A 23,553-nucleotide genomic window follows, 5' to 3' on the forward strand; every position below is an offset into this window, starting at 1 on the left:
CAAGCCTTTTGAGATTGAACTCTAGGCTATCTGTGATTAAAAATATTGACCTATACCAAACACAAATCCTTTTGATCCATTCTTTGTAAGCCCATGCCCATAATCAATTCTAAAAATTGCATTAAATATTTTTTTATTAATGAAACGTAAACCTATACCTGAATAAACTTTCATATTATCTCTATTGATAAAATCATTAAAACTTCCTCCTGGATTACGCCATGTTCCAGCGTCTACAAACACATTACTTTGAATAACAAACCATTTTTTTTCATACAGCGTATGCCTATATTCGGTATTCCAAACAATACTTCCAGTACCTCGATCAACTAAAATACCAACTCCTCGTAAATTCAAATTATTATCTAAAGCAAATGGAGCAAATGGAGTATCATCATTAGATGACAAACCAAAACGCAATCTGTTTGCCCAATTTCCTTTTTCACCTATTCTTTTAAAGTAAAAAAAGTCATTCCAAAAAATTAAAAAATCATTCTGATATTCATTTTCAGAAGTTACATACTGTCCATGAAACTCATTTTTTATTCCGTTAATGTATTGATAATTATAATCTAGATTATCAAAAACATAAATTAGCTTCAGTAGCTTTTTATCTACATTTAACTCAGTAGGAACATCCGATGAAGTACTTCCTCTTAAATAATTATACTTTTCCTCAAAAAAATTAATTCCAAATTGAAACTGATTTTTAAAATTGTGTTGGTATAAAGCCAAAGCTTCATAAGAGATATTCTGATACTTATAATTGGCTGATTCACTACCAAAATAAAGTGGTTCTTCACTCGTCCAGTTTTGATGACTTAATGACACTCCCCATTTTGCTGAAAATAACGTAGGAGCCCTAAAGTTAATTCCATAAGAATCAAAACCATTGTATTGGTAAAACGCACCTAAGGTCATGTTCCTTCCCAAAAAGTTATACTCACCCACTCCTATTCTGTAGGCTAATTTTTGATTGATCGTTTTGTGAAAATTAACTTCTGGAATTATTGTAAAGTTCTCTTCTACAGTTACAACAACATTACATTTACCCTCAGAACATGATGCTTTAAAATACGCATTAGAAATTGCTGGTAAGCGCTTCAAACGAATCATATCTTCTTTTAATACCATTGAATCAAGCACTTTATTTTCTTTTGATTTCAGTATTTTCTTTAAAACATGTGCTTTCGTTTTTTTAGCTCCTGAAAAAGTAATTTTTTCTATACTTTTTTCTTGTGAATAACAGTTTACAGACAACCAAAATGTTGCAAGAATTATTGTCTTCAAGAAAAATAGATACTTATTTTTATATTTTTCATTTACTATTTTCATACATCTTTTTTATAGTCAATTCTGCTGGTTTGTTTTGAGGTGTAAACCTATTGTTATCTTCCCCTCCAACTTCTTTATGATTATGAAACCATTTCCAAACAAAACCACCAGCAAACCAATCTTCTTTCCAAAATTGATTATACAAAGCTTGTAATGCTTTTTGTTGGTTTTCTAAATTGATATCTCCTTCTATTCTATCTGATTTCCATGGCTCTTTACCCGTAAAATTTACACTTCTGTACCCATACTCGGTAAATAAAACAGGCTTATTAAACTTACTTTGAACCTGAATAATTTCATTTTTGTGAGGTTGCCAACCTTTTTCAAAATCTTTAAGAGTGGGGGATTTTTGATCACTTAACGGAAAATAAGCATCAATTCCTATAAAGTCTAAATCCTCCCAAAAGTCTACTCGCTTAAATTCGTCCCAATTTGCTGCATAGGTCAATTTTCCAGAGTATACCTTTCTAATTTTTTTAATGAGTTTTTTCCAGTATTCTGGTCTGTTTATTACAAACTGCTCCAATTCTGTTCCAATACAAAAAATTTCTGCATTAATTTCTTCTGCTACTTTGGCAAAAACGAGGATAAAATCTTCATACGATTGTTCTAACTCTCTCCATTCATCTTCAGATTTCATTTTTATAGTTCCTGTATACACCCCATTCCAAACCCAAATTTGTGGTTTCAACATAATCTTTATTTTACTTTGTTGAAACTCTTTGGCATATTGTTTTACACCTTCTTTTGTCTCTCCAAACCATTGCTTTTTGGAGTCATAAATTACATTTGGAGAAGACAAGCTTTTAACAAAAGCAAAAGGCATCAACGTTACATAATTTGCTGATACCTTTTTTACATCATTAATATGTTTACTTGTTATCTTCTTTGAAGAAGCAACAAAACTAACACCGTTTATCTTTTTTGATTGGCTCGTACAAGAGCTTACCAAAAAAACACAACTTATTATAAAAAGGAGTTTTAGAGTTTTCATTACTCCTCTAATTTACTATTTTTAAAATAATGCCCTTAATCCTACATTAAAACTTTGTCCTAGCCCATTGTTGTTTCCTCTAACAAAGTTACTGTACAAAACCTCCAAGTTTAAAACACTGGTTAATTGATATTTTCCTCCCAAACCTAAAGCTGTATAATCTTGTGTAAAATCTCCAAATCTTTGTGAATGTTGAGAAAACACTAATACGGTAGACTTTTCGTTGGGAAAATAACTAAAGAAAACACCAGGAGTTAACAAAAAAGTATTGTTCGCAAAGCTATCCTCATCACCAAAATTGTACTCCGTATTTAACTCTGTAAATAACTGCCATTTTCCACTAGAAAAAGTATAATCGTAAAAAAATCGATTCTGAAAAGTCCATGCTGTTTGATCTAAAAAGACACCATTTTCTGTTTCATTACTCACCAAAGGAATATGTATTGCTGATTGAACGGAAAAGTTTCCTACATTTTTTAATGGTTGAAACTTAATAGCTGGTGCAATTGATGTAATTCCTTTTCTTTCAGAATTTGGGTTATCTTCTAAACTAAATACTGATAATGCTTGACGCCCTCCTATTGTGTTGGAACGAAACTCTACAATTGCTCCTACGTTAATACGGTTATTTTTAGAAATTCCAGTGAAAGCTTCCAACGTTGAAGTAAAGTAATTCTCTCTTGCTTTCGATTTGGTGTTACCATCTGCATCTGCAAATTTTGTTTCAGTATATAGGTTATTAAACCATTTAATATCCCACTGACCATTATTTAAAAGCTTAGATGGTGTATATGTTTGAATATTTGATTTTTCTGCTTTATCATCTTGAGCATTTGAAAGTTGCACTACAAAAAACAGTAAAACTGTAAGGCTTGCTAATTGTCGTTTCATAAGGTTAATTTTTTATATAGATCTTAAGTCGCTTAAAAAAAACTTCTCTTACAAAGCTCTTTTATTTAAAATCATTCTAAATTCAATTCCTTTATTAAGTTCTTAACTTTAGCAACGACCTAAACAGCAAATCAACATTTATGGAGCACGTTGTTATTATTGGTAATGGAATTTCTGGAGTTACAGCCGCAAGGCATATCAGAAAATTATCAGACAAAAAAATTACCCTTATTTCTTCTGAAACTGATGAGTTCTTTTCAAGAACAGCTTTAATGTATGTGTACATGGGACACATGAAATTTGAACATACACAACCTTACGAATCTTGGTTTTGGAAAAAAAACAGAATCAATCTCAAAAAAGGTTTTGTTTCAAAAGTACATTCATCAGAAAAAGAAATAGCCTTTAGCACTGGAGAAAAACTGTCTTACGATAAGTTAATTATAGCCACTGGTTCTAAACCTAACAAGTTTGGTTGGCCTGGACAAAACTTAAAAGGTGTTATGGGAATGTATCATAAACAAGATTTAGAGGCTCTTGAACAATATGCTCCAAACAACAAAATATGTAAAAGAGCTGTTATTGTTGGTGGAGGTTTAATTGGAATTGAACTTGCCGAAATGCTTCATAGCAGAAATATCCCTGTTACCTTTTTAGTTCGTGAAAATAGTTTTTGGGACAAAGTGTTACCCAAGGGAGAATCTGCCATGATAAATCGTGAAATTATAGAAAATCATATCGATTTACGCTTAGGTGTAAACTTGAAGGAGATAAGGTCAGATAAAAACGGGCAAGTTACATCTGTAATTATTGAAGAGACTGGTGAAGAAATACCTTGTAATGTTGTTGGTTTGACTGCTGGTGTTTCTCCTAATATTGACTTTTTAAAAGATTCGAAAATTGAACTTGGTAGAGGAGTTAAAGTCAATCGTTTTTTAGAAACCAATATCAAAGATGTGTATGCAATTGGAGATTGTGCAGAACAACATGAAGCAATTGGTTTACGTCGTCCTATTGAAGCTGTTTGGTACACTGGTAGAATGATGGGAGAAACTGTTGCACAAACTATTTGTGGCAATCGAATTCAATACAAACCAGGGCACTGGTTTAACTCAGCAAAATTTATTGATATTGAATACCAAACTTATGGTTGGGTATGGCCGCAACCTAAAGAAAATGAAGCTCATTTTTACTGGGAGCACGAAAGTGGTAAAAAATGTATTCGAATTAACTATGATAAAAACACGCAAGAATTCCTTGGTATAAATACATTAGGGATACGAATGCGTCATGAGTTTTTTGACAAAATTTTGAATGAAAAGCAGTCTGTAACTTATACTTTAGAACATTTAGCAGATGCAAACTTCGACCCAGAATTCTATAAACTTCACGAATCAGAAATTGTAGCAAAATTCAACAAAGAAAACAACACCAATATTCAATTAAAAAAGAAAAGCTGGAAGCGAATTTTCAGCAGAGTTTAGGATGAAAATAATAAAACAAACAGGTCTACTTCTATTCTTAATAGGGTTAATCATTTTTTCAGGAGTAATTTTTACGGGTTCTTTTAATTTAAATCAATCAGAACTAGATTCATTTATTACTGAAAAAGGATATAAAAGCGAAATCATAAAAGAGGAACTCAGTAAAGCTATTGTTACCGATGAAAGCTTTAATATTTTTGAATTTTCTAGTCGGGTTAGAAATGCTTATGAAGCATCTAACAATCATTATAATACTCTAATTGCTAAATACGACGCTGAAAAAAATTGGGATAAAAAAGGTGAACAATACCAATATTTAATTTATGGGAAACCCCATACCTTGAGTTATGAGTTAGCTAAAAAAGCTGGAAATGGTTTTGTTAGAAACAACTCAAGTTTGCTATGGTTACTCACTTTTGGTTTAGGTATTTTGGGAGCACTGTTATTTATACTTCCTAATTTTATTTTACTTGGTCCAAAAGGAATAAAGAATAATGGTATTTATTTAGAAGCTAGTACAAATCGAGGATGGATAGCTTGGTTAGTTTTAATTTACTTAGTTGTTTTTTACTTGTTGCTTTATTTTTTTCCTGATTATGTGGTTAACTGGACTTTTATATTAGACCCTATCAGTAAATTTTTAAACGGCGGTGAGGCAAGCCAGTGGTTTGTATACGGTTTTTTATACTGTGTGATTATGCTTACAATGGGAGTGAGAATGTATATAAAGTATAGACACAACAAATACCAAGTTATAAGAACAACTTCTGTTTTATTTTTTCAGATTGTATTTGCCTTCCTTATTCCAGAAATCATGACCAGTTTAAATATGCCTGGATATGATTTTAAAAATGCTTTTCCGTTAGATTATGATTTCTTTTTTGAATGGAATTTAGATAGCTTGAGAAATAGCGGAGCTATTGGTTTATTTATTTTAGTTTGGGGTATTGTACTTACGCTTATCATTGTTCCTGTAATGGTATATTTCTTCGGAAAAAGATGGTATTGCTCTTGGGTTTGTGGTTGTGGTGGTTTAGCTGAAACTTTAGGTGATCCATACCGTCAGCATTCTAACAAAAGTATGAATGCATGGAAACTAGAGCGCTGGTTAATACATAGTGTTTTGGTGTTCTCGTTAATAATGACCGTTGTAACGTTATACTGTTACTTTACTGGTGCACAATCTTTCCTTGGAATCAACTCTCAATGGATAAAAGACACCTACAGCTTTTTAATAGGAGCTTGGTTTGCAGGAGTTATTGGTACCGGGTTTTATCCAATTTTTGGAAACCGTGTTTGGTGTCGTTTCGGTTGTCCGTTAGCCGCTTATTTAGGAATTGTACAACGTTTTAAATCTCGATTTAGAATTACTACCAATGGCGGACAATGTATTTCTTGTGGAAATTGTTCTACGTATTGTGAACAAGGTATTGATGTACGTGCATATGCCCAAAAAGGAGAAAATATAGTGCGTGCAAGTTGTGTTGGTTGTGGTATTTGTTCGGCAGTATGCCCTAGAGGAGTATTGAAGTTGGAAAATGGTCCGGAAAAAGGACGTATCAACCCAACAGAGGTTTTATTAGGTAACGATGTTGATTTAATGAAATTGGTAAATGAAAAATAATGTTTTCATACTATGCTTTTTTATTACTTTCTCTTTAGTTGGGCAAAAAACATATCATAAATCATTTTATGAAGAAGGAACACTAAAAGAAGAAGGCTGGCTTGAAAATAATAAAAAAACCGATTATTGGATTTTTTATTACAAAAATGGAAACATTAAAAAAGAAGGAAGTTTTAAAAATAACCTTCCTGTTAAGTATTGGCATTTTTATTATGAAAACTCTTTTAAAAAAAAGGAAGGACATTTTATTAATGGATTACCAAACAAATGGTGGGTCTTTTACAATAATAAAGGAGGTATTTATCAAAAATGTCAAATCAAAAACAATAAAAAAAACGGTTACTGTTTATTATACAAAAAACATAAGGTAACAAAAGCTATAAAGTTTAAAGAAGGACTAAAGCTAAAAGAATGGAATAATTTGTCTTCTTTTGCAAAAGAAAACAATCTCAACGACTTAAAATAATTAATGAATCCACTTATAAAAGTTATCATCCCCGCATATAACGAACAAGATTCCATTGCCCATGTAATCAATGACATTCCTTCCATAGTAGACGAGGTAATTGTTATTAGTAACAATTCAACAGATAATACTGAAACCATTGCTAAAAACGCAGGAGCAACAGTACTTTCTGAAAATAGAAAAGGTTACGGATATGCTTGTTTGAAAGGGATGGAATATATTTCTATTAAAAACGAAAAGCCAGATATCGTTGTTTTTTTAGACGGAGATTATTCTGATTATCCTGAACAACTTACTGAGCTTGTTGCTCCAATAATGAATGATAACATTGATTTTGTAATTGGTGCTCGTGTACAACGACTACGTGAAAAGGGTTCTATGACTCCTCAACAAGTTTTTGGTAATTGGCTAGCAACTACTTTAATGAAGTTGTTTTTTGGTGCAAAATTCACTGATTTAGGTCCTTTCAGAGCAATAAAATATGATAAACTACTAGCTTTAAACATGGAAGACAAAACGTATGGTTGGACAGTAGAAATGCAATTAAAGGCTTTGAAACAAAAATTAACTTATACAGAAATTCCTATGAAATATAGAAATAGAATTGGCGTTTCAAAGGTTTCAGGAACTGTAAAAGGTAGTATATTAGCCGGCATAAAAATTTTAGGTTGGATCTTTAAATATAGCTTTAAATAATGGTTTTAGAATATATAATAATTACGCTATACACTATATCATTAGTACTTATATTGTTATACGCTATAGCTCAGTTAAACCTGCTTATCAACTATTTGAAAGCTCAGAAAAAAAGGGAAAGCACACCCAAATTAGATTTATCTGACATTAACAAAGTTCCGTATGTAACAATACAGCTACCTGTATATAATGAGCTATATGTAATGGAGCGTTTATTACACAACATTTCTCAATTAGAATATCCACGCGAAAAGTTAGAAATTCAAGTATTAGATGATTCTACCGATGAATCAATTGAGAGCACAGCTAAACAAATTAAAGAGCTTCAAAAAACAGGTTTAGACATTCAACATATTAGACGTGAAAACCGTCAAGGATTTAAGGCTGGCGCCCTAAAGGAAGGACTTAAAACGGCCAAAGGTGAGTTTATTGCTATTTTTGACGCCGATTTCTTACCTAAGGAAAATTGGTTATTGGAAACCGTTCCGTATTTTAAAGATCCTGAAATAGGTGTAGTTCAAACTCGTTGGGGACATATTAATAGAAATTATTCAACTTTAACAAAAATTCAAGCGTTTGCTTTAGATGCTCATTTTACTTTAGAACAAGTAGGCAGAAATAGCCAAGGACATTTTATTAATTTTAATGGTACTGCAGGTATTTGGCGTAAAGAGTGTATTTACGATGCTGGAAACTGGGAGGGAGATACTTTAACAGAAGACTTAGATTTAAGCTACCGTGCACAATTAAAGAATTGGAAATTCAAATATTTAGAAAATGTTGTTACTCCTGCTGAATTACCTGTAGTTATTAGCGCTGCTCGTTCACAACAATTTAGATGGAACAAAGGAGGAGCAGAAAATTTTCAAAAAATGTTGAAGAGAATTATTACAAGTTCTACTATTCCCTTTAAAACAAAACTTCATGGAACACTACACTTACTAAATAGCTCTATGTTTACTTGTATCTTTTTAGTAGCTGTTTTAAGTATACCTATGTTGTATATTAAAAATGAATATGCTCATTTAAAAATTTACTTTATAGTCATGAGCTTTTTTATTGTAAGCACCTTTATTTTCTTTATCTGCTACTGGTTTATGTATAAAAGGACTTACGGAGGAGGTTTCTGGAATTTTATCAAATATATTGGCGCCTTTTTCGCTTTTTTCTCTATTGCCATGGGCTTCTCTTTACACAATACAATTGCTGTTTTAGAAGGTCATTTAGGTAAAAAAAGTGAATTTGTAAGAACCCCTAAATTCAATATTAAGTCGTTAAAAGATAGTTGGAAAAACAATAAATATATTCGTAAAAGACCCTCTTTACATGTAATCATAGAAGGTTTATTAGCTTTATACTTTGCTTTTGGTATGTATAGTGCTTTTACTGTTGGTGATCAGGGTGGAGACTTTGGTTTGTTTCCTTTTCATTTAATGTTATTTGTTGGTTTTGGATATGTCTTTTTTAAATCGATTTTCTCAAAAGCTTAAATGTCTTTTTTTAAAAAATATAGCTCAATTATACTAACCTTTGTTAGTGTTCTTCTTTATTTTTTATTTGCTTATACAATTGATCGTACCGAATTTAACAAGTTACTTTTTCTCTGGATTAGCCTATTTACTTGTTATTTTGCTCTTTTACGAGATAAAGAATTATCGTTTGCTCATTTAGCTGGAATTTCGGTCTTATTTCGATTGGTTTTCTTTTTTGCTATTCCTAATCTATCTCAAGATTTCTATCGTTTTATTTGGGATGGACGTATGATTTTAGAAGGAATAAATCCTTATTTATCATTACCTCAAACATTTATTGAGCAGCATAACTACCCTATTAACCAAGCTAAGGATTTGTATGAAGGAATGGGAGCCTTAAATGGTAGTCATTATACCAATTACCCCCCAATTAATCAGTTATGCTTTTTAATAGCCGCTCTGTTTGCTAAAAACAGCATTATTGGGAGCGTCATTGTAATGCGAACACTTATTATCTTGGCTGACATTGGTATTTTATACTTTGGAAAAAAGCTTTTAGAAAAATTACAATTACCCGTTAAAAACATTTTTCTATGGGTTTTAAACCCATTTATTATAATTGAACTTACTGGAAACTTACATTTTGAACCTGTTATGTTATTCTTTCTGGTTTGGAGTATTTATACACTACATAAACAGAAGTGGTTTTTAGCAGCTATACTAATGGCTTGTTCAGTTTCTGTAAAACTGATTCCTTTACTCTTTTTACCTTTATTTTTTCAATGGTTTGTAAAAAATGATTTTTCACTCCTTAAAGGATTACAAAAATTAGCATTTTTTTACGGAACTGTAGTTCTAACAATTGTGTTACTTTTTCTTCCTTTCTATTCTCCAGAGTTAATTTCAAACTATACTAACTCTGTTGGTTTATGGTTTAGAAGCTTTGAGTTTAATGCTAGTTTTTACTATTTAGCTAGAGAAATTGGTTATCAATTTAGAGGCTATAATGAGATTGCCATTATTGGTAAAATAATACCTATTCTTACCGTTTGCTTTTTATTAATTCTTACTTTTTTCAAAAAGAACAAGTCAACAAAACAATTAATTCTAAGTATGCTATTTGCTTTGTCGTTCTACTATTTTTCAACAACAACAATGCATCCTTGGTATATAGCAACGCTTTTAATTTTATCTGTATTTACTCAATATCGTTATGCTGTTTTGTGGAGTTTAGTTATTATTCTAAGTTATCAGGCATATGCTAATTCTCCATGGAAAGAAAATCTTTGGTTAATTACTTTAGAATACATTATTCTATACAGTTACTTTATTTGGGAAGTTTTTATAAAAAGAAAACCCACTCAAAATTGAGTGGGAAAAATTGCTATGAAAAAGAAAAAGAAAGTGGTTTAAAAACCACTGTTCAAATATAAATAAGATTTTTCTTTTCACAAATATTTTTTTTAAGTTTTTTCACTTTTTTTAAACTTTAACTTAAAGTTTTCTTAACTCATTGTTTTTCAAGATATATTTATCTCCACTTTCTGGGCAAGTAGCCAAACCTTCATCATCAAAATTTAACCGATGTCCGTACTCACTAATCCACCCTATTTGTTTTGATGGGTTTCCTACAACTAACGCATAAGGTTTAACTTCTTTAGTTACCACTGCTCCTGCTCCTATAAAAGCGTATTCTCCAATATTGTTACCGCATACAATTGTTGCATTTGCTCCTATACTCGCTCCTTTTTTAACAATTGTTTCTAAATACTGATCTTGTCTTTTTATGGCGCTACGTGGATTAATTACATTGGTAAAAACCATAGAGGGTCCTAAAAAGACATCATCTTCGCATCTAACACCCGTATATATAGAAACATTATTTTGAACCTTTACATTATTCCCTAAAACAACCTGAGGCGACACTACTACGTTTTGTCCAATATTACAATTATTACCAATGTTACAATTAGGCATAATATGGCTAAAGTGCCATATTTTAGTTCCTTCTCCAATTATACAACCATCATCAATAACTGCTGTCTCATGTGCAAAAAACATTTTATCTGTATCCATATATAACAAAAATAAAAAAAACTCAACCAGTTGGCTGAGTTTTTACTTTTTATTCCACTCTAAAAGTAATTGGTAGCGTATATTTTACTTTTACTTCTTTATTATTCTGTTTTCCTGGAGTAAATTTTGGAATTTTATTTACTACTCTGTTTGTTTCCTTTTTTAATTTAGCATGTGGTGCCCTAATTTGAATATCCGTAACATTACCTAACTTATCAATAACAAACTGTGTCAATATTTTATATTTACCAGAATTTAATCCTACATCTTGCGCCAATTCTGAGTTAAAATTACGCTGTATATGCTGTTGCATTTTTCTTTCAAAACATTTTATATTTTCTTCTTCTGAGAGTCCTTCGCAACCTTTAAAAACTGGAGTGTTTTGGACATTCTTAATTGAAACTGGATCATCGTCTTTATCAACTACCTCTTCTTCTTTTACCTGAGTTAGTGTTTCAACATCTATAGAACCATCATCAACAGGTAAATCTATTACCGAGGTGTTTTCCGTATTATTATCTACTACTTCTGGTTTAAATACTTCTTTAATTACACGCTCTTGATTTGGCTTTTCTATTTCTTTTACTTCTCTTTTTACAATAACAGGAATGTCAAAAGTGTAAACTTTCTCATAATCTTGTGCATTAGTAGGTTCAACTACCGCTGTATCTTTAACTGTTTCGTGCTCTAAAACAAGAAAACGACAAACAAAGTTAGCACTAAGCCTAATTGTGTAAAAATAGTTGAAAATTTTTCTAATTGCTTTTTAGCATGCTTCTTAGGTGTTTTCATAGTATTTGTTTTTTATGTTAATACTATGTTAAAAACAAGAAACGTGCCAATAAAAAAAGACAATCCGTTTTGGATTGTCTTTTTTTATCTTTTAGTAAGTTTCTACTACTCTACATTAAATGTAATAGGTAACGTATAACCTACTCTTACTGGTCTACCTCTTTGTCTACCTGGTTTCATTTTAGGTATTTTCTTAGCAACTCTTTCTGCCTCTTTTTTTAATCTTGGATGAGGAGCTCTTGCCGCTACACTAGTAATAGTACCGTCCTTATCAATTTTAAACTGTACATAAATTCTTTTCTTACCTGGAGATAAACCTAATTCATTTGCTAATTCTGCATTAAAGTTACGTTGAATATGCTTCTGTAACTTTTTATTCAAACATGCTTTCTTTTGAGCTTTTGTTCCACTACAACCAGGAAATACAGGAACTTCCTCAATAATAGCGAATGGTACATCTTCTACCACTTCTTCAACCTCTTCAACCTCTTGAATATCTTCTACCTCTACAGCTTCAGATTCATCAGTTTCAGTTGATTCGATAACTGTTTCTTCAATCTCTTCTTCGTCTTCTACTACTTCAATTTTTTCAGGAGCTGGTGGTGGAGGTGTATTTGGTTTTGGCTTTGGTGGCTCTATTTGAAGCTCAATAGTTTCTTCTTCAATATCAGTAGCCATGTTAGCCATACCTAACTCTCCATACTCTTTATCATATGTCTTATTCTCAATAGCAACATACGTTACAAATAAAGCTAAAACCAAACCTATTTGCATAAATAGTTTACTATAGTTCTCTAAGTTTGATTTTGGATTTTTCTTGATTTCCATCCTAAATGTTTTTAATAGTTCGCTAATTTAATTAATTTATTTCAACTTTTACAAGCTTAATCTTTAAATAGCTTTATTTTTCTTAAAAAAAAGTTATAAACTATGAAAGCTATTAAAATACCCGTCGTGTTTGCCATTATATCTAAAACCTCTCCTGATCTATATGACGTTGTTGTAACTTGTAGAACCTCAATAATTATGCCGTAAAAAAAACAACAAAAAACAGTAATATATTTATTAATTTTTGTTGTTTTTAAAGCTAACAACCATACCAAACTTAACACGAAATAAGCAAAGGTATGTTCTAGCTTATCTACATGGTTAATTTGTATAGGAGCTTTTTCTATTTTTACTAAACTAATAATAGCAATACTTAAAGTTATTAGTATTGCTATTATGGTTAGTTTATCCTTTAATAAGTTCTTGATATGCTTCAGCACTTAATAAATCTGCTACTTGTGAATCGTCAGATAATTTTACTTTTATCATCCACCCGTTTCCATAAGGGTCAGAGTTTACTAATTCTGGTTCATCTTCTAAAGCTTCATTAAACTCTACTACTTCTCCTGATAAAGGCATAAAAAGGTCTGAAACTGTTTTTACTGCTTCTACAGAACCGAAAACTTCTTCAGCATCTAATTCCTCGTCTAATGTATCTACGTCAACGTATACGATATCTCCTAACTCTCCTTGTGCAAAATCAGTAATACCAATAGTTGCTACACTATTTTCTACTTTAACCCACTCGTGGTCTTTGGTGTACTTTAATTCTGATGGAATGTTCATTGTAATGATTTTTTATTGTGTTTGTTTTAATTTCCTAAGTTGTATACTAAATTAATTCCTGCATTAATAGATTGTCTTGGAAAAGTGGTAGAAACTGCATATTCAAATGTTTGGTGATTGTAATAAAAAGATGCTGTTAAATTGCTGCTTAAATTATAGTCGGCAATAAATTTTAATCCAAATAATTTCTCCCCTCCTGTAATCTGACTATTTTCTTCATCTACACTTCTTATCAATGTTAAGTTATCTCTTAACGATATATCAGCTCTTAAATTTATATCTCCTTTTAAAGTTTCTTTTTTTCCTGTAAATCTAGTGACAAATTTAACATCTCTTATCTTGTATCCAAACCCTAAAACATATTCTGTTCCTTTAACATCTGTTAAAGTATTATTATTAAAGTTTAATGTTAAAGACCTGTCTCTTCTTATCTCTCCTTTGAATGAAACTGAATTCTTCATTCTAAAATCTACTTTTATTAATGGTGAAAACTCATCAATTAAAGTTGCGGACGAAATTAAGAGTTCTGGTTGATAATTACCAGAAGTATTTGTATTTGTTTCTCTATTATTTGAATCATACTGTAAATTATTAGAATAGTTACCTATTGTATACGATGATTTGTAACCATGTGATAGAGTAAACGAAGAAAAGTTTTTCTTAAACCATTTATATTTCATAAAACCATTATAACGTAATGTCCAGTTAGGAATCGGAATATTTTTAAAGATTCCTGTACTTACCGAATTCGGACTATTACCAGAATATGCAGCAATAAATGCTGGAAGCATTGCTTGCTGTCCGTTTGTTTGATACGCTGCTGTACCTGTATTAGGCAAGCCTGTTTCTGCCGATAGTCTATTTGAAATAGTGCTTCTATAATCTAAGAAGTTTTGATATAATGTTTCATTATCAGTAAAAATAGTTCCTAACATAAAATGGCTAACACTATAATTACCTGTTTCAAAAGGTTTTATATTCGGGTCTTGCTCAAAACCTCCACTACCATTTGAAACAACATCTAACTGCTGTGTTAAGTTACTTGTTTGAATTCTGTTCCCTCGTAAATCAATAGTTAAATCTCTAAAAGGTTTTACAGACACATTATAATCTAGTTTTTTATATCTTGTTTTAGAGTAATTCTTACTGTAATACTCATCTCCAGCGTTTCTAGTAATTAACCATCCATTTTCAATTGCTGTATTTAAAATATCTGTTTGACTACCAAATACAAATCCTAAAGTTGGAGCTAAGCCTCCATCAAAACCATTTCTTCCTAAAAATCCAACTGAAGGCTTATATCCTTGTAGTAAAGTTCCATTATTTTGAGAGTAACTAATTTTTGCTCTTTTTACCGATGTTAACACATCATATACTCCCTTTCCTAATTTTTGACCAAAAGTAGCTTTCTTTTTAAGCTTTGGCTTTTGGGCTACTTGATTTCCTCCTAATGTAGCTGTTCCTTTTTGAGTTGGTTGCTTTTTTGTTCCTTTTAACAATAGTTTATCTACACCAACAATTTTATAAAAACGACCGAAATCTATGTTTGTGTTTAAGTTATGTGTATTGGCGTTCTGAATCATGTTTCCTACTTGCTCAATATAACTTTGTGAACCTGCTTTCCAATCAAAATCAGCTGTATATCCGTAATCTGCATTGATAAAATTCAAGAATGGGAACTTATTTAATGGTAATTTATAAGTTGTGTTTAACTTTTGATGGTAATTATCTGGTCTTCCTATACTGAAAAATTGATCGTAAACTTCTAATTGTTCATCTTCTCCAAAACTATCGTATATATAATTGTTTGTCGCATTAAAGTTTAATTGTAATGACTTAGTTAAGTCGAAACCGATTGTATAATCCCAATTAAATAAAAATCTTCTTTGTATGAGTTCTGGTTGAGCAGGTAAAGGATTCACTGGGTCAATAATCAAGTTTCTTGACTGTTGACTGTTATAGTTTCTATTAATTCTTGAGTTTAATGCTATTGTTTTAGGTACTGGATTAAAGTTTAAATCTTTTATAAATTGTAAGTACCTACTTTTAAATCCTTCTGATTTTTTAAATGGCTCTATACTAAAAGGAACAAAAGTGAAATTATAACTAGCACCAGCCATTACATTTTTGTTTACATAACTTTCAATATTGTAATCTTTATGAAACTCCTCGCTATGTGAATATGAGGCTGAAAAATTCTCTACATCATAAAATTTAGGTTTCTTCTTACTTTCTGGGTTTCTATTCTTTTTTACATTAATGAAACTAATGCTTTTTCTTCTTGTATAGTCTTGGGCATTTTTACTATTTGGGTTTTTATCAATTGCGTCTTCTAATTCTACATCTTGAAATTGTGGATCGTATTTTGGGTCTCTAAACTCTTCTCCATAACTATAATTCATAGGTACTTGCATGTTCCATTTTTTTGGCATCATTTTACCTAACTGAATATTGGTAGCTACACTATATTGTTTTATTTCTTCAATACTTCTTTGTTGTACACGATCTTCTACATTACCAAAACCTATGGTTGACATTCTTCCAGCTAAAGAGACATCCATTACATCAGCCATATTAGCATCTGCATTTACAACTGCTGCCCATCCTCCTTTGTTATCAAAGCCTACTGCACGTAATTCATTAAACCAAACTTCAACAGTTTTATTATCGCTAACTGTATTTTTAACCCCTAACATCACCGTTCTTACTTGAGCTAAGGTTGGGTTTCCTCTCACAGAAATTTTTAATCCATTAGAGCTTATCGACGAATACACATCAGTAAGATTGCTTCCTGTTGGTCTTTCAATTTTTAGGTTAGCTAACTCTTCTAATGGAATATCTAAATTATTTTCCTGAGGCCAAACATCTAAAGATGAAGCGTTTGATGTAGATATTTTTAATGGCTTTTCTACTTGGTAATAGTTATCGTTTAAATCGGTACCTAAACGTATAATTGCTACCATTTCATCATCATTTGCGCCTGTAACGCTATTTTGATTTTCAGCATGTAAAAACATACGCAGCTTTTTATACCTACGCATATCAATACTAATATTTTTATAAATAGTTCTAACCTCGTCAGCTTCTAAGTCAGTTACCTTTAACGTTACAGATTGCTCGTTTTGACGTTGAATTCTATTGGTTCCTTGCAAACGTTCTCTTTGAATTCCTGGTGGCAGTTTATAACGGTCTTGATTTTGTTCAATGCTAACTACTCCTACTTCAAACTTGTTTAATTTATTTGAATCTAAATCCTCAGGAGGAGTGTTTGTATCTGGTAATGTTTTTGTATAACGTCTCCAATCTCCTCTTACCAATTCTAATTCTCCAAAACGTAATACTACTGGCATTTTGAATTGCGTTAAAAACATTCGTATAAAACGAATGCTATTAAAATCAGTAATTCCATTAATTTTTTGAGCATCGGTAACATTTCTAACAGGTATTCTAAATTGATACCATTTAGTGGTTCTTGTTGCTCCGTTTAAAAGTGTTACATTTTGTGTTTTTACATCAATAATATTATTTTGACCTAATACTAAATCTGTTTTATTTAGAGAAACCTCATACTCAAAATAGCTATTCACAGGATTCATTGTTTGATCCTTATTGATGTCTTCTGTATCTGGGTAGGTGGTTGATGATGTTGGATATGATTCGTTTGACTGACTCGCTGTTGGTGAGTTACCTTCTGTACCGTTAAAGTTTTTATATCTGGATAAAACTGATGGATTGGTGTTTTCTATTTCTCCTCCTCTAAAAAACTGGAAATTATCTCCCGCTGGGTCATCTAGTCCAGCAAATGCAGGGAATTTTATTCTTTCTTCTTCATCACTTAAACCGTCTAAACCAATATCTTGATTCGTTCTTGCATCATTACTAGAGTCAAAAGCATATAAAATAGAAGGATTTATAGGGGTATCTCCCCAAATAGAAGTTTGGATATTACCTCCGTCAGCTTTTTGTCCATCGGCAGGGAGCCCATTTTCATATTGCTTTCTTCCATCTTTTAATATATCTTCAGAAACATTACCTAAGTTTATAAATAATTTCCCTACTTGATTTGTTGGGTCATTTGGGTTAATTCCTGCAGGCAAACCTTCTTCAGTTGTAATTGAATAGTTTTCATACGGATCCATTAACCAAAATTGAATATACTCAACATTTGCTTGCTCAAAATTATTCGTGGTTAATGCTCTCATAATACCACCCCAGCGCTCTTCAGCTGTTACACTGCTTGCATTTTCATTATAGTTATATGGTCCTCTTTCTGCAGGGTAATAAGCTAAATCTAAGGTTCTAACTAAGTTTTGTTGTGTAATGTCTAAATCTGTGTTAGGAAATAATTCATTATATCGAATTTGACGTACCTCATCTCTAGACAATTCATTCTCATCAATATTACTTGGTCTGTTTCCACTTCCGTAGAATAACTGATCTATATTATACCAAGCTAATTTTCCTCTTTTGTAATTATACTCTAAACCAAAAGTTCCTCCATCAAAACCTTGAGATTCTGGCGTACTCGCTAAAAACCATTGCTGTGGTGAGTTTAAGTTAATTGGTATTTGTGAAGCTTCAAAATCATCTAAATATGAAGTTGCAGTACCATCTACATTAATTCCACTAGGAGATCCTGGTAACAAATATGCCATGTCAGCTCTAACCGAAACATTTGACGGAGCTTCAGTTTCAACGAAAGGCAATTTGTTTGCTAGTTTTGTTAAATAGGGTACTTCTGAAGAATAGTCTAAGTTCAAACCTAACATAATATTATCTATAGGCTCTCCTCCTAAATTTACCTTAGGTGTAATTGGCTTTTCACTAACATTTAAAAAAGTTCCCCCTAAAATAAAATCTTCAGAAAAACGATGTTCAACATCAATTCCTATAAATGTTTTTCGTTGCTGATTAAAAAATGTATTATTTTCTACAGATGCGTTAATTGGAATTCCTGAAGCTTCTAAACCTGGGTCTAAAATTTGCACACGACCTAATTGATAATCTACCACATAATCTATCCCTTCAACCAATTGTCTTCCTCCAGCTGTAACGCGAACTGACCCTCTTGGAACATTGAAAGCCCCCAAAGAGATCCCTCTACTTGTTTCTGATTTAAAATATCCTTTTAAGAAGAATTTATCTAAGTTCTGATACTCGTTTTTAGCTTGAATTTTAGTAGTTAAATATAATTCTTCGAAACCGTATTTTGTTTGATCTGTTGGATTGGTTAATTTCAGTAATAAATCTTCACCAAATGGTTCTGGTTCAGGAAACAAAATGTATCCTCTTTCAGAATTTACCGTAATTCCTTCTACATAATCAAAAAAACCATCTCCATTTGTAACTGCATATTCACTTTGGTCTAATTTATCTAAATTAAGCAACCTTAATAATGGTTCATTCTTTAACGCTGTATTTGCTGCATTTTGTAAAGTGTTTTGTAAGGTTCCTGTTTCATCATCACGATACAATAACTCAAAACGAAAACCTTCACGTTGTAATGGAAATGCTCCTAAAGCATATACGTTTTTCATCATTAAGCGCCACGTAGGAAAAGGCTCACCGGGACTATTTGCTGTAGCTGTTCCTGGTCGAACTGTATTTAAAATTTCACTACGTAATAATTTTACTGCTAGGTTTGCTGGTGCAACAACTCCATCGTTTGAAAACTCTCCTACTCTAAAAACTGTTTCACTATTAGAGGCTCCTACCACAGTATATTCAAAAGCTACTGCTAAAACTTCTCCGTCATTTAATCGTCTATTTAACGAGATAAACCCTAACTGTGGATGTAGTTTGAATTCATTAGGTTGTAACTTACGAGCATTTTGTAAGTATGTATAGTTAAAGCCTTGTCTCGCTGGAACACCAATACCATTAATTGCAGCATCAATAGTTGCAACATCTCTAATCCCACCTGAATTTGCTGTTAATAAAGAACTTAAATTATTCACTCCATTATAAGGTATAATTTCAGAATTAACTGATATAGCTCCAGGTGTTGTTGTTATTTCAGCTGGATTCACTTCATTTGCATCATCAGATTCTCCTAAATCGGCAAAAGCTACAATACTACGATAATCGGTTACGTTTTGATTTCTATTAGTTACCCAAACCTCAACTCTAGTAATATTTATAGGACTGTTAATTAAAGGGTAATTCTCTAAAGCTTCTTTGTAATTTTCTCTAAAATATTGTGATAAAAAGAAATGTCGGTCATTATCATAGTCAGATGCTCGTAATTCAAATGGTTCTATGGTTGCTCCACCTTCAGCAACTACTGTTTTAGATTGTGAATTTTGCTGTGAGAATGCAGCTGTAACATATGTTTTACCAAACTGTAATTCTGTTTTTACCCCAAATAACGATTGTGCTCCATTAATAAGTGAGTTTTTAATTGGCATACTAATATTACCTGCCTCGATATTTCTAATAATATCATCTTCGGTTGGAGTATATTCTAATTTAATAATATTTTGAAAATCAAAAGTAGATTGGGTATCATAATTTGCCGTTACCGTTAATCGTTTACCTACTTTTGCTTGTAAACTCGCACTAATTTGTTGATCAAAATCAAATGTAAAGCTGCTTTGATTTTCAACAGAGATTTGAGGATTTTCATTGTTTTGATATACACCTCCAAGTTTAATATTTATTTGTCCTGTTGGGTTTACCTCAACAGTGTTACCTCCAAAAACAGATTCGAAAAACTTAGAATTTACATAGTATTTAGGTAATAAGTTTTTACGAGCAGCCTCACTGCCCTTCTTTTTAGGATTAGTAGCGTCTACTTTTTCTTTAAAATAATCTTTTAAATCATTTTTTAAGCGGTATTCATTATACTCTTTAGGTGTCATAAAAATAGGGGTACCTACATAGTAATCTCCTATTTTTTCAACAATCATAAACTTATTCAACGCCTTATCATAAGTTACTACTTTTTGAGAAGGGTTGTTTAAATAAAGTGTTCCGTTTTGGTTATATTTAAAATTATACTTAAGGGGAATAACAGTATCCTGTTTAGCATTACTTATCTTATTTTTTTGAGTATTTTGTGAAAACGAAACAACACTTACTAAAATAGCAAGTGCTGTAAGTAGTCTATTAATAACTGCTTTTTCCAACCTTTTTTATAAGTTTTTTAACGCCTGTTTTATAAGTTTTTCAACACTAGCATCAGGTGTTTCTTTTAATATATTCCCTATTACCTTGTCAGCTTGTTTTCGTGCAAACCCAAGAACTTCTAAAGCAGATAACGCTTCTTCTTTATTTGTATTGTTCTGTACCACAGAAACTTCATCTATATCAAAAGTTTTTAAGACTTTGTCTTTTAAATCAACAATAACTCGTTGTGCAGTTTTAGCTCCAATACCTTTAACCGTTTGAATTAATTTTACATCTCCAGAAGCTATTGCCTGTGAAACCTCTTGTGAAGTCATAGAAGACAACATGGTTCGTGCAGTACTTGGTCCTACTCCTGAAACCGAAGTTAGTAACCTAAAAACTTCTCGCTCTGTTTTTGTTGAAAATCCATACAACGTATGAGCATCTTCTCTAATGGATAAGTGTGTATATAACAACACATATTCATCGTTTGGTAATAATGAATATGTGTTTAAAGAAATATGCATTAAATATCCTACTCCATTGCAATCTACAACAGCGTATGTAGGATTTTTTTCCACAAGTTTTCCCCTTATTTGTGTTATCATCTAGCTATTTTTTTCTATTGGTCTAAAATAGAAAAAATTATCTTTTAAAAAAATTTCTCTTATCTTATTGAGAAACTTTGTTTTTTGCTTTCATTTCCTTGTTTTGAGCATCTACAACTGCTACTGCAGCCATATTTACCATTTCATCTACACTTGCCCCCAATTGCAAAATGTGTACTGGCTTACTCATTCCAAGTAAAATTGGCCCTATAGTTTCTACTTCATCAACAGCTTTCATTAACTTATAGGTAATATTAGCCGATTCTAAATTTGGAAAAATTAATACGTTTGCTCTTTTTCCATTTAGTTTAGAGAAAGGAAACTCTTTTGCTAATAATTCTGGATTTAAAGCAAAATCTGCTTGCAACTCACCATCAACTACAACATTTGGATAATGACGGTGAATGTAAGAAACTGCTTCTCTAATCTTAGTTGAACTTTCAGATTTTGATGATCCAAAATTTGAAAATCCTAACATTGCAACGTTTGGTTTCATCCCAAACATTTTAGCCAACACAGATGTTAACTGTGTAATTTTAGCTAAATCTTTTGCTGTTGGATTGATATTAATTGTGGTATCTGCTAAGAACATAGGCCCTTGCTTCGTTAACATCATATTTGTTGCTGCAACTCTTGTTACTCCATGATCCTTTTCAATCAATTCTAACATAGGTTTCACTACTGAAGGATAAGGTCTTGAATATCCTGTAATCAATGCATCTGCTTCCCCAGAATTCACCATCATTGCTGCAAAATAGTTGCGTTCACGCATCCATTTTTGTGCCTCTAAAAACGTAACTCCTTTACGTTGTCTTGATTTCCAAAATATTTCAGCATATCGGTTTCTTCTTTCTTCTTCCTCATCTGTTTTAGGATCAATAATTGGCACATCAGCATCAAATCCTAACTCAGTTTTCAGTTCTAAAATAATTTCTCTTCTTCCTAATAAAATCGGTTTTCCAATTTTTTCTTCATAAACTCTCTGTGCTGCTTTTAAAACATCTAAATGATCTGCTTCAGCAAACACTAATCTCTTAGGATTCTTTTTAGCTCTGTTGTGTAATAAGCGTACTTCTTTACTTCCTGTTCCTGAACGATCCATCAACTCCTCTCTATACCTATCCCAATCATCGATAGGTTCTTGAGCAACTCCTGAGTCCATCGCTGCTTTTGCTATTGCTGGTGGAATTTCATAAATTAACCTTGGGTCAAATGGTTTGGGTATAATATATTCTTTTCCAAAAGAAAGGCTTACTTCATCATATACAATATTTACCTGTTCTGGCACTGATTGTTTTGCTAAATCTGCTAATGCGTGTACAGCAGCCATCTTCATTTCTTCGTTAATTTTTTTGGCGCGTACATCTAGTGCTCCACGGAAAATAAAAGGAAAACCTAATACATTGTTCACCTGATTAGGGTGATCTGACCTTCCTGTTGCCATGATAATATCGTCTCTTGTCGCTATAGCTAAATCGTACTCAATTTCTGGTTCTGGATTTGCCATTGCAAAAACAATTGGGTTTTTCGCCATTGACAAAAGCATTTCAGGAGATACCACATTTCCTTTTGACAAACCAATAAACACGTCGGCATTTAACATTGCTTCCTCTAAAGTATTTACATCTTGATCTGTAGCAAATTCCGCTTTTTGTGATGTTAGATTATCTCTATCTTTTCTGATAACCCCTTTACTATCACACATAATTACGTTTTCACGACTCGCACCTAAAGCTAGATACAAACGCGTACATGATATTGCTGCGGCTCCGGCTCCGTTCACAACAATTTTTACATCCTTAATATCCTTTTCATTAATCTCTAATGCATTTTTTAAGGCTGCGGCTGAAATAATTGCTGTACCGTGCTGATCATCGTGCATTACAGGAATATCCAACTCCTCTTTTAATCTTCTTTCAATTTCAAAAGCTTCAGGAGCTTTAATATCTTCTAAATTAATTCCTCCAAAAGTAGGAGCTATAGCTTTTACTGTTTCAACAAATTTATCAACATCAGTAGCATCTACTTCAATATCAAAAACATCAATATCAGCAAAAATTTTAAAAAGTAATCCTTTTCCTTCCATTACTGGCTTGGATGCTTCAGGACCAATATTACCTAACCCTAAAACTGCTGTTCCGTTTGAAATAACAGCCACTAAATTGCTCTTTGAAGTATATTTATAAACGTTGTTTTTATCTTTCGCTATTTCTAAACAAGGTTCAGCAACACCTGGTGAATACGCTAATGATAAATCGTGTTGTGTTGCGTATTTTTTGGTAGGTACTACTGCTATTTTTCCTGGCTTCGGTTTGGCATGATAAAGTAAAGCTTCATGCCTTTTTCTAGAATCTCTCATAGGTTCGTTCTTGTTTGTTTGAACTTACAAATATA

17 protein-coding genes are annotated in these 23,553 nt (G+C 31.9%); 6 read left to right on the plus strand and 11 right to left on the minus strand.

Features of this window, described 5'->3' with window-relative positions; all coding sequences use genetic code 11:
- Positions 1-36: 36 nt before the first annotated feature.
- Genes ABMY20_RS04145 through ABMY20_RS04155 form a run of 3 tightly spaced genes read right to left on the minus strand, consistent with a single transcriptional unit; the run spans position 37 to position 3,220 of the window.
- Complete coding sequence (locus ABMY20_RS04145) at positions 37-1,335, minus strand: POTRA domain-containing protein (RefSeq protein ID WP_349264707.1); 1,299 nt, start codon at positions 1,333-1,335, stop codon at positions 37-39.
- Entirely contained in the window at positions 1,319-2,329 is a 1,011-nt protein-coding gene (locus ABMY20_RS04150) for a glycoside hydrolase (protein ID WP_073182249.1), read from the minus strand. Before ABMY20_RS04150 ends, ABMY20_RS04145 begins: the two co-directional genes overlap by 17 nt.
- A gap of 21 nt (positions 2,330-2,350) precedes the next feature.
- Complete coding sequence (locus ABMY20_RS04155; RefSeq protein ID WP_281980097.1) at positions 2,351-3,220, minus strand: transporter; 870 nt, start codon at positions 3,218-3,220, stop codon at positions 2,351-2,353.
- Between the two features lie 140 nt (positions 3,221-3,360).
- On the opposite strand from ABMY20_RS04155, the gene ABMY20_RS04160 reads away from it, so the two are divergent.
- From ABMY20_RS04160 to ABMY20_RS04185, 6 genes are read left to right on the plus strand one after another with little or no spacing between them, the layout of a single operon-like run.
- Complete coding sequence (locus tag ABMY20_RS04160; RefSeq protein WP_349264708.1) at positions 3,361-4,704, plus strand: FAD-dependent oxidoreductase; 1,344 nt, start codon at positions 3,361-3,363, stop codon at positions 4,702-4,704.
- Between the two features lies 1 nt (position 4,705).
- Positions 4,706-6,328 (plus strand): 4Fe-4S dicluster domain-containing protein, encoded by a 1,623-nt coding sequence (locus ABMY20_RS04165; RefSeq protein WP_047787892.1) that lies wholly within the window; start codon positions 4,706-4,708, stop codon positions 6,326-6,328.
- The gene (locus ABMY20_RS04170; protein WP_047787893.1) at positions 6,318-6,794 is read left to right on the plus strand and encodes a hypothetical protein; all 477 of its coding nucleotides are present in this window, start codon (positions 6,318-6,320) and stop codon (positions 6,792-6,794) included. The genes ABMY20_RS04165 and ABMY20_RS04170 overlap by 11 nt, the downstream gene beginning before the upstream one ends.
- 3 nt (positions 6,795-6,797) lie before the next feature.
- Positions 6,798-7,490, plus strand: a complete 693-nt coding sequence (locus ABMY20_RS04175; protein WP_047787894.1) for a glycosyltransferase family 2 protein — start codon at positions 6,798-6,800, stop codon at positions 7,488-7,490.
- Positions 7,490-8,980, plus strand: coding sequence for a cellulose synthase family protein (locus ABMY20_RS04180; RefSeq protein WP_349264709.1), 1,491 nt, complete (start codon positions 7,490-7,492; stop codon positions 8,978-8,980). The genes ABMY20_RS04175 and ABMY20_RS04180 overlap by 1 nt, the downstream gene beginning before the upstream one ends.
- The gene (locus ABMY20_RS04185; RefSeq protein ID WP_349264710.1) at positions 8,981-10,333 is read left to right on the plus strand and encodes a mannosyltransferase; all 1,353 of its coding nucleotides are present in this window, start codon (positions 8,981-8,983) and stop codon (positions 10,331-10,333) included.
- A gap of 123 nt (positions 10,334-10,456) precedes the next feature.
- Here the strand turns inward: ABMY20_RS04185 and ABMY20_RS04190 are convergent, their stop codons facing one another.
- The 8 genes from ABMY20_RS04190 to ABMY20_RS04225 form a co-directional block, all read right to left on the minus strand.
- Positions 10,457-11,038 (minus strand): acyltransferase, encoded by a 582-nt coding sequence (locus ABMY20_RS04190; RefSeq protein ID WP_047787897.1) that lies wholly within the window; start codon positions 11,036-11,038, stop codon positions 10,457-10,459.
- Positions 11,039-11,087: 49 nt separating this feature from the next.
- A complete protein-coding gene (locus tag ABMY20_RS04195) occupies positions 11,088-11,351 on the minus strand; it encodes an energy transducer TonB (protein ID WP_349264711.1) in 264 nt (87 codons plus the stop codon).
- A 584-nt stretch (positions 11,352-11,935) separates the two neighbouring features.
- Entirely contained in the window at positions 11,936-12,658 is a 723-nt protein-coding gene (locus ABMY20_RS04200; RefSeq protein ID WP_047787899.1) for an energy transducer TonB, read from the minus strand.
- A 56-nt stretch (positions 12,659-12,714) separates the two neighbouring features.
- Positions 12,715-13,098, minus strand: a complete 384-nt coding sequence (locus tag ABMY20_RS04205) for a VanZ family protein (RefSeq protein WP_349264712.1) — start codon at positions 13,096-13,098, stop codon at positions 12,715-12,717.
- Complete coding sequence (gcvH, locus tag ABMY20_RS04210) at positions 13,064-13,444, minus strand: glycine cleavage system protein GcvH (protein ID WP_349264713.1); 381 nt, start codon at positions 13,442-13,444, stop codon at positions 13,064-13,066. Before gcvH ends, ABMY20_RS04205 begins: the two co-directional genes overlap by 35 nt.
- A 26-nt stretch (positions 13,445-13,470) precedes the next feature.
- Positions 13,471-20,571 carry a cell surface protein SprA gene (gene sprA, locus ABMY20_RS04215; protein WP_349264714.1) on the minus strand — a complete coding sequence of 2,367 codons (7,101 nt, stop codon included), beginning with the start codon at positions 20,569-20,571 and terminating at the stop codon, positions 13,471-13,473.
- Between the two features lie 6 nt (positions 20,572-20,577).
- Positions 20,578-21,159 (minus strand): Holliday junction branch migration protein RuvA, encoded by a 582-nt coding sequence (gene ruvA, locus ABMY20_RS04220; protein ID WP_047787902.1) that lies wholly within the window; start codon positions 21,157-21,159, stop codon positions 20,578-20,580.
- A gap of 64 nt (positions 21,160-21,223) precedes the next feature.
- Positions 21,224-23,518 carry an NADP-dependent malic enzyme gene (locus tag ABMY20_RS04225; protein WP_047787903.1) on the minus strand — a complete coding sequence of 765 codons (2,295 nt, stop codon included), beginning with the start codon at positions 23,516-23,518 and terminating at the stop codon, positions 21,224-21,226.
- Between the last annotated feature and the right edge of the window lie 35 nt (positions 23,519-23,553).

The organism is Tenacibaculum sp. SSH1-16, assembly GCF_040104435.1.
GTDB classification, from domain to species: Bacteria; Bacteroidota; Bacteroidia; order Flavobacteriales; family Flavobacteriaceae; genus Polaribacter; species Polaribacter mesophilus.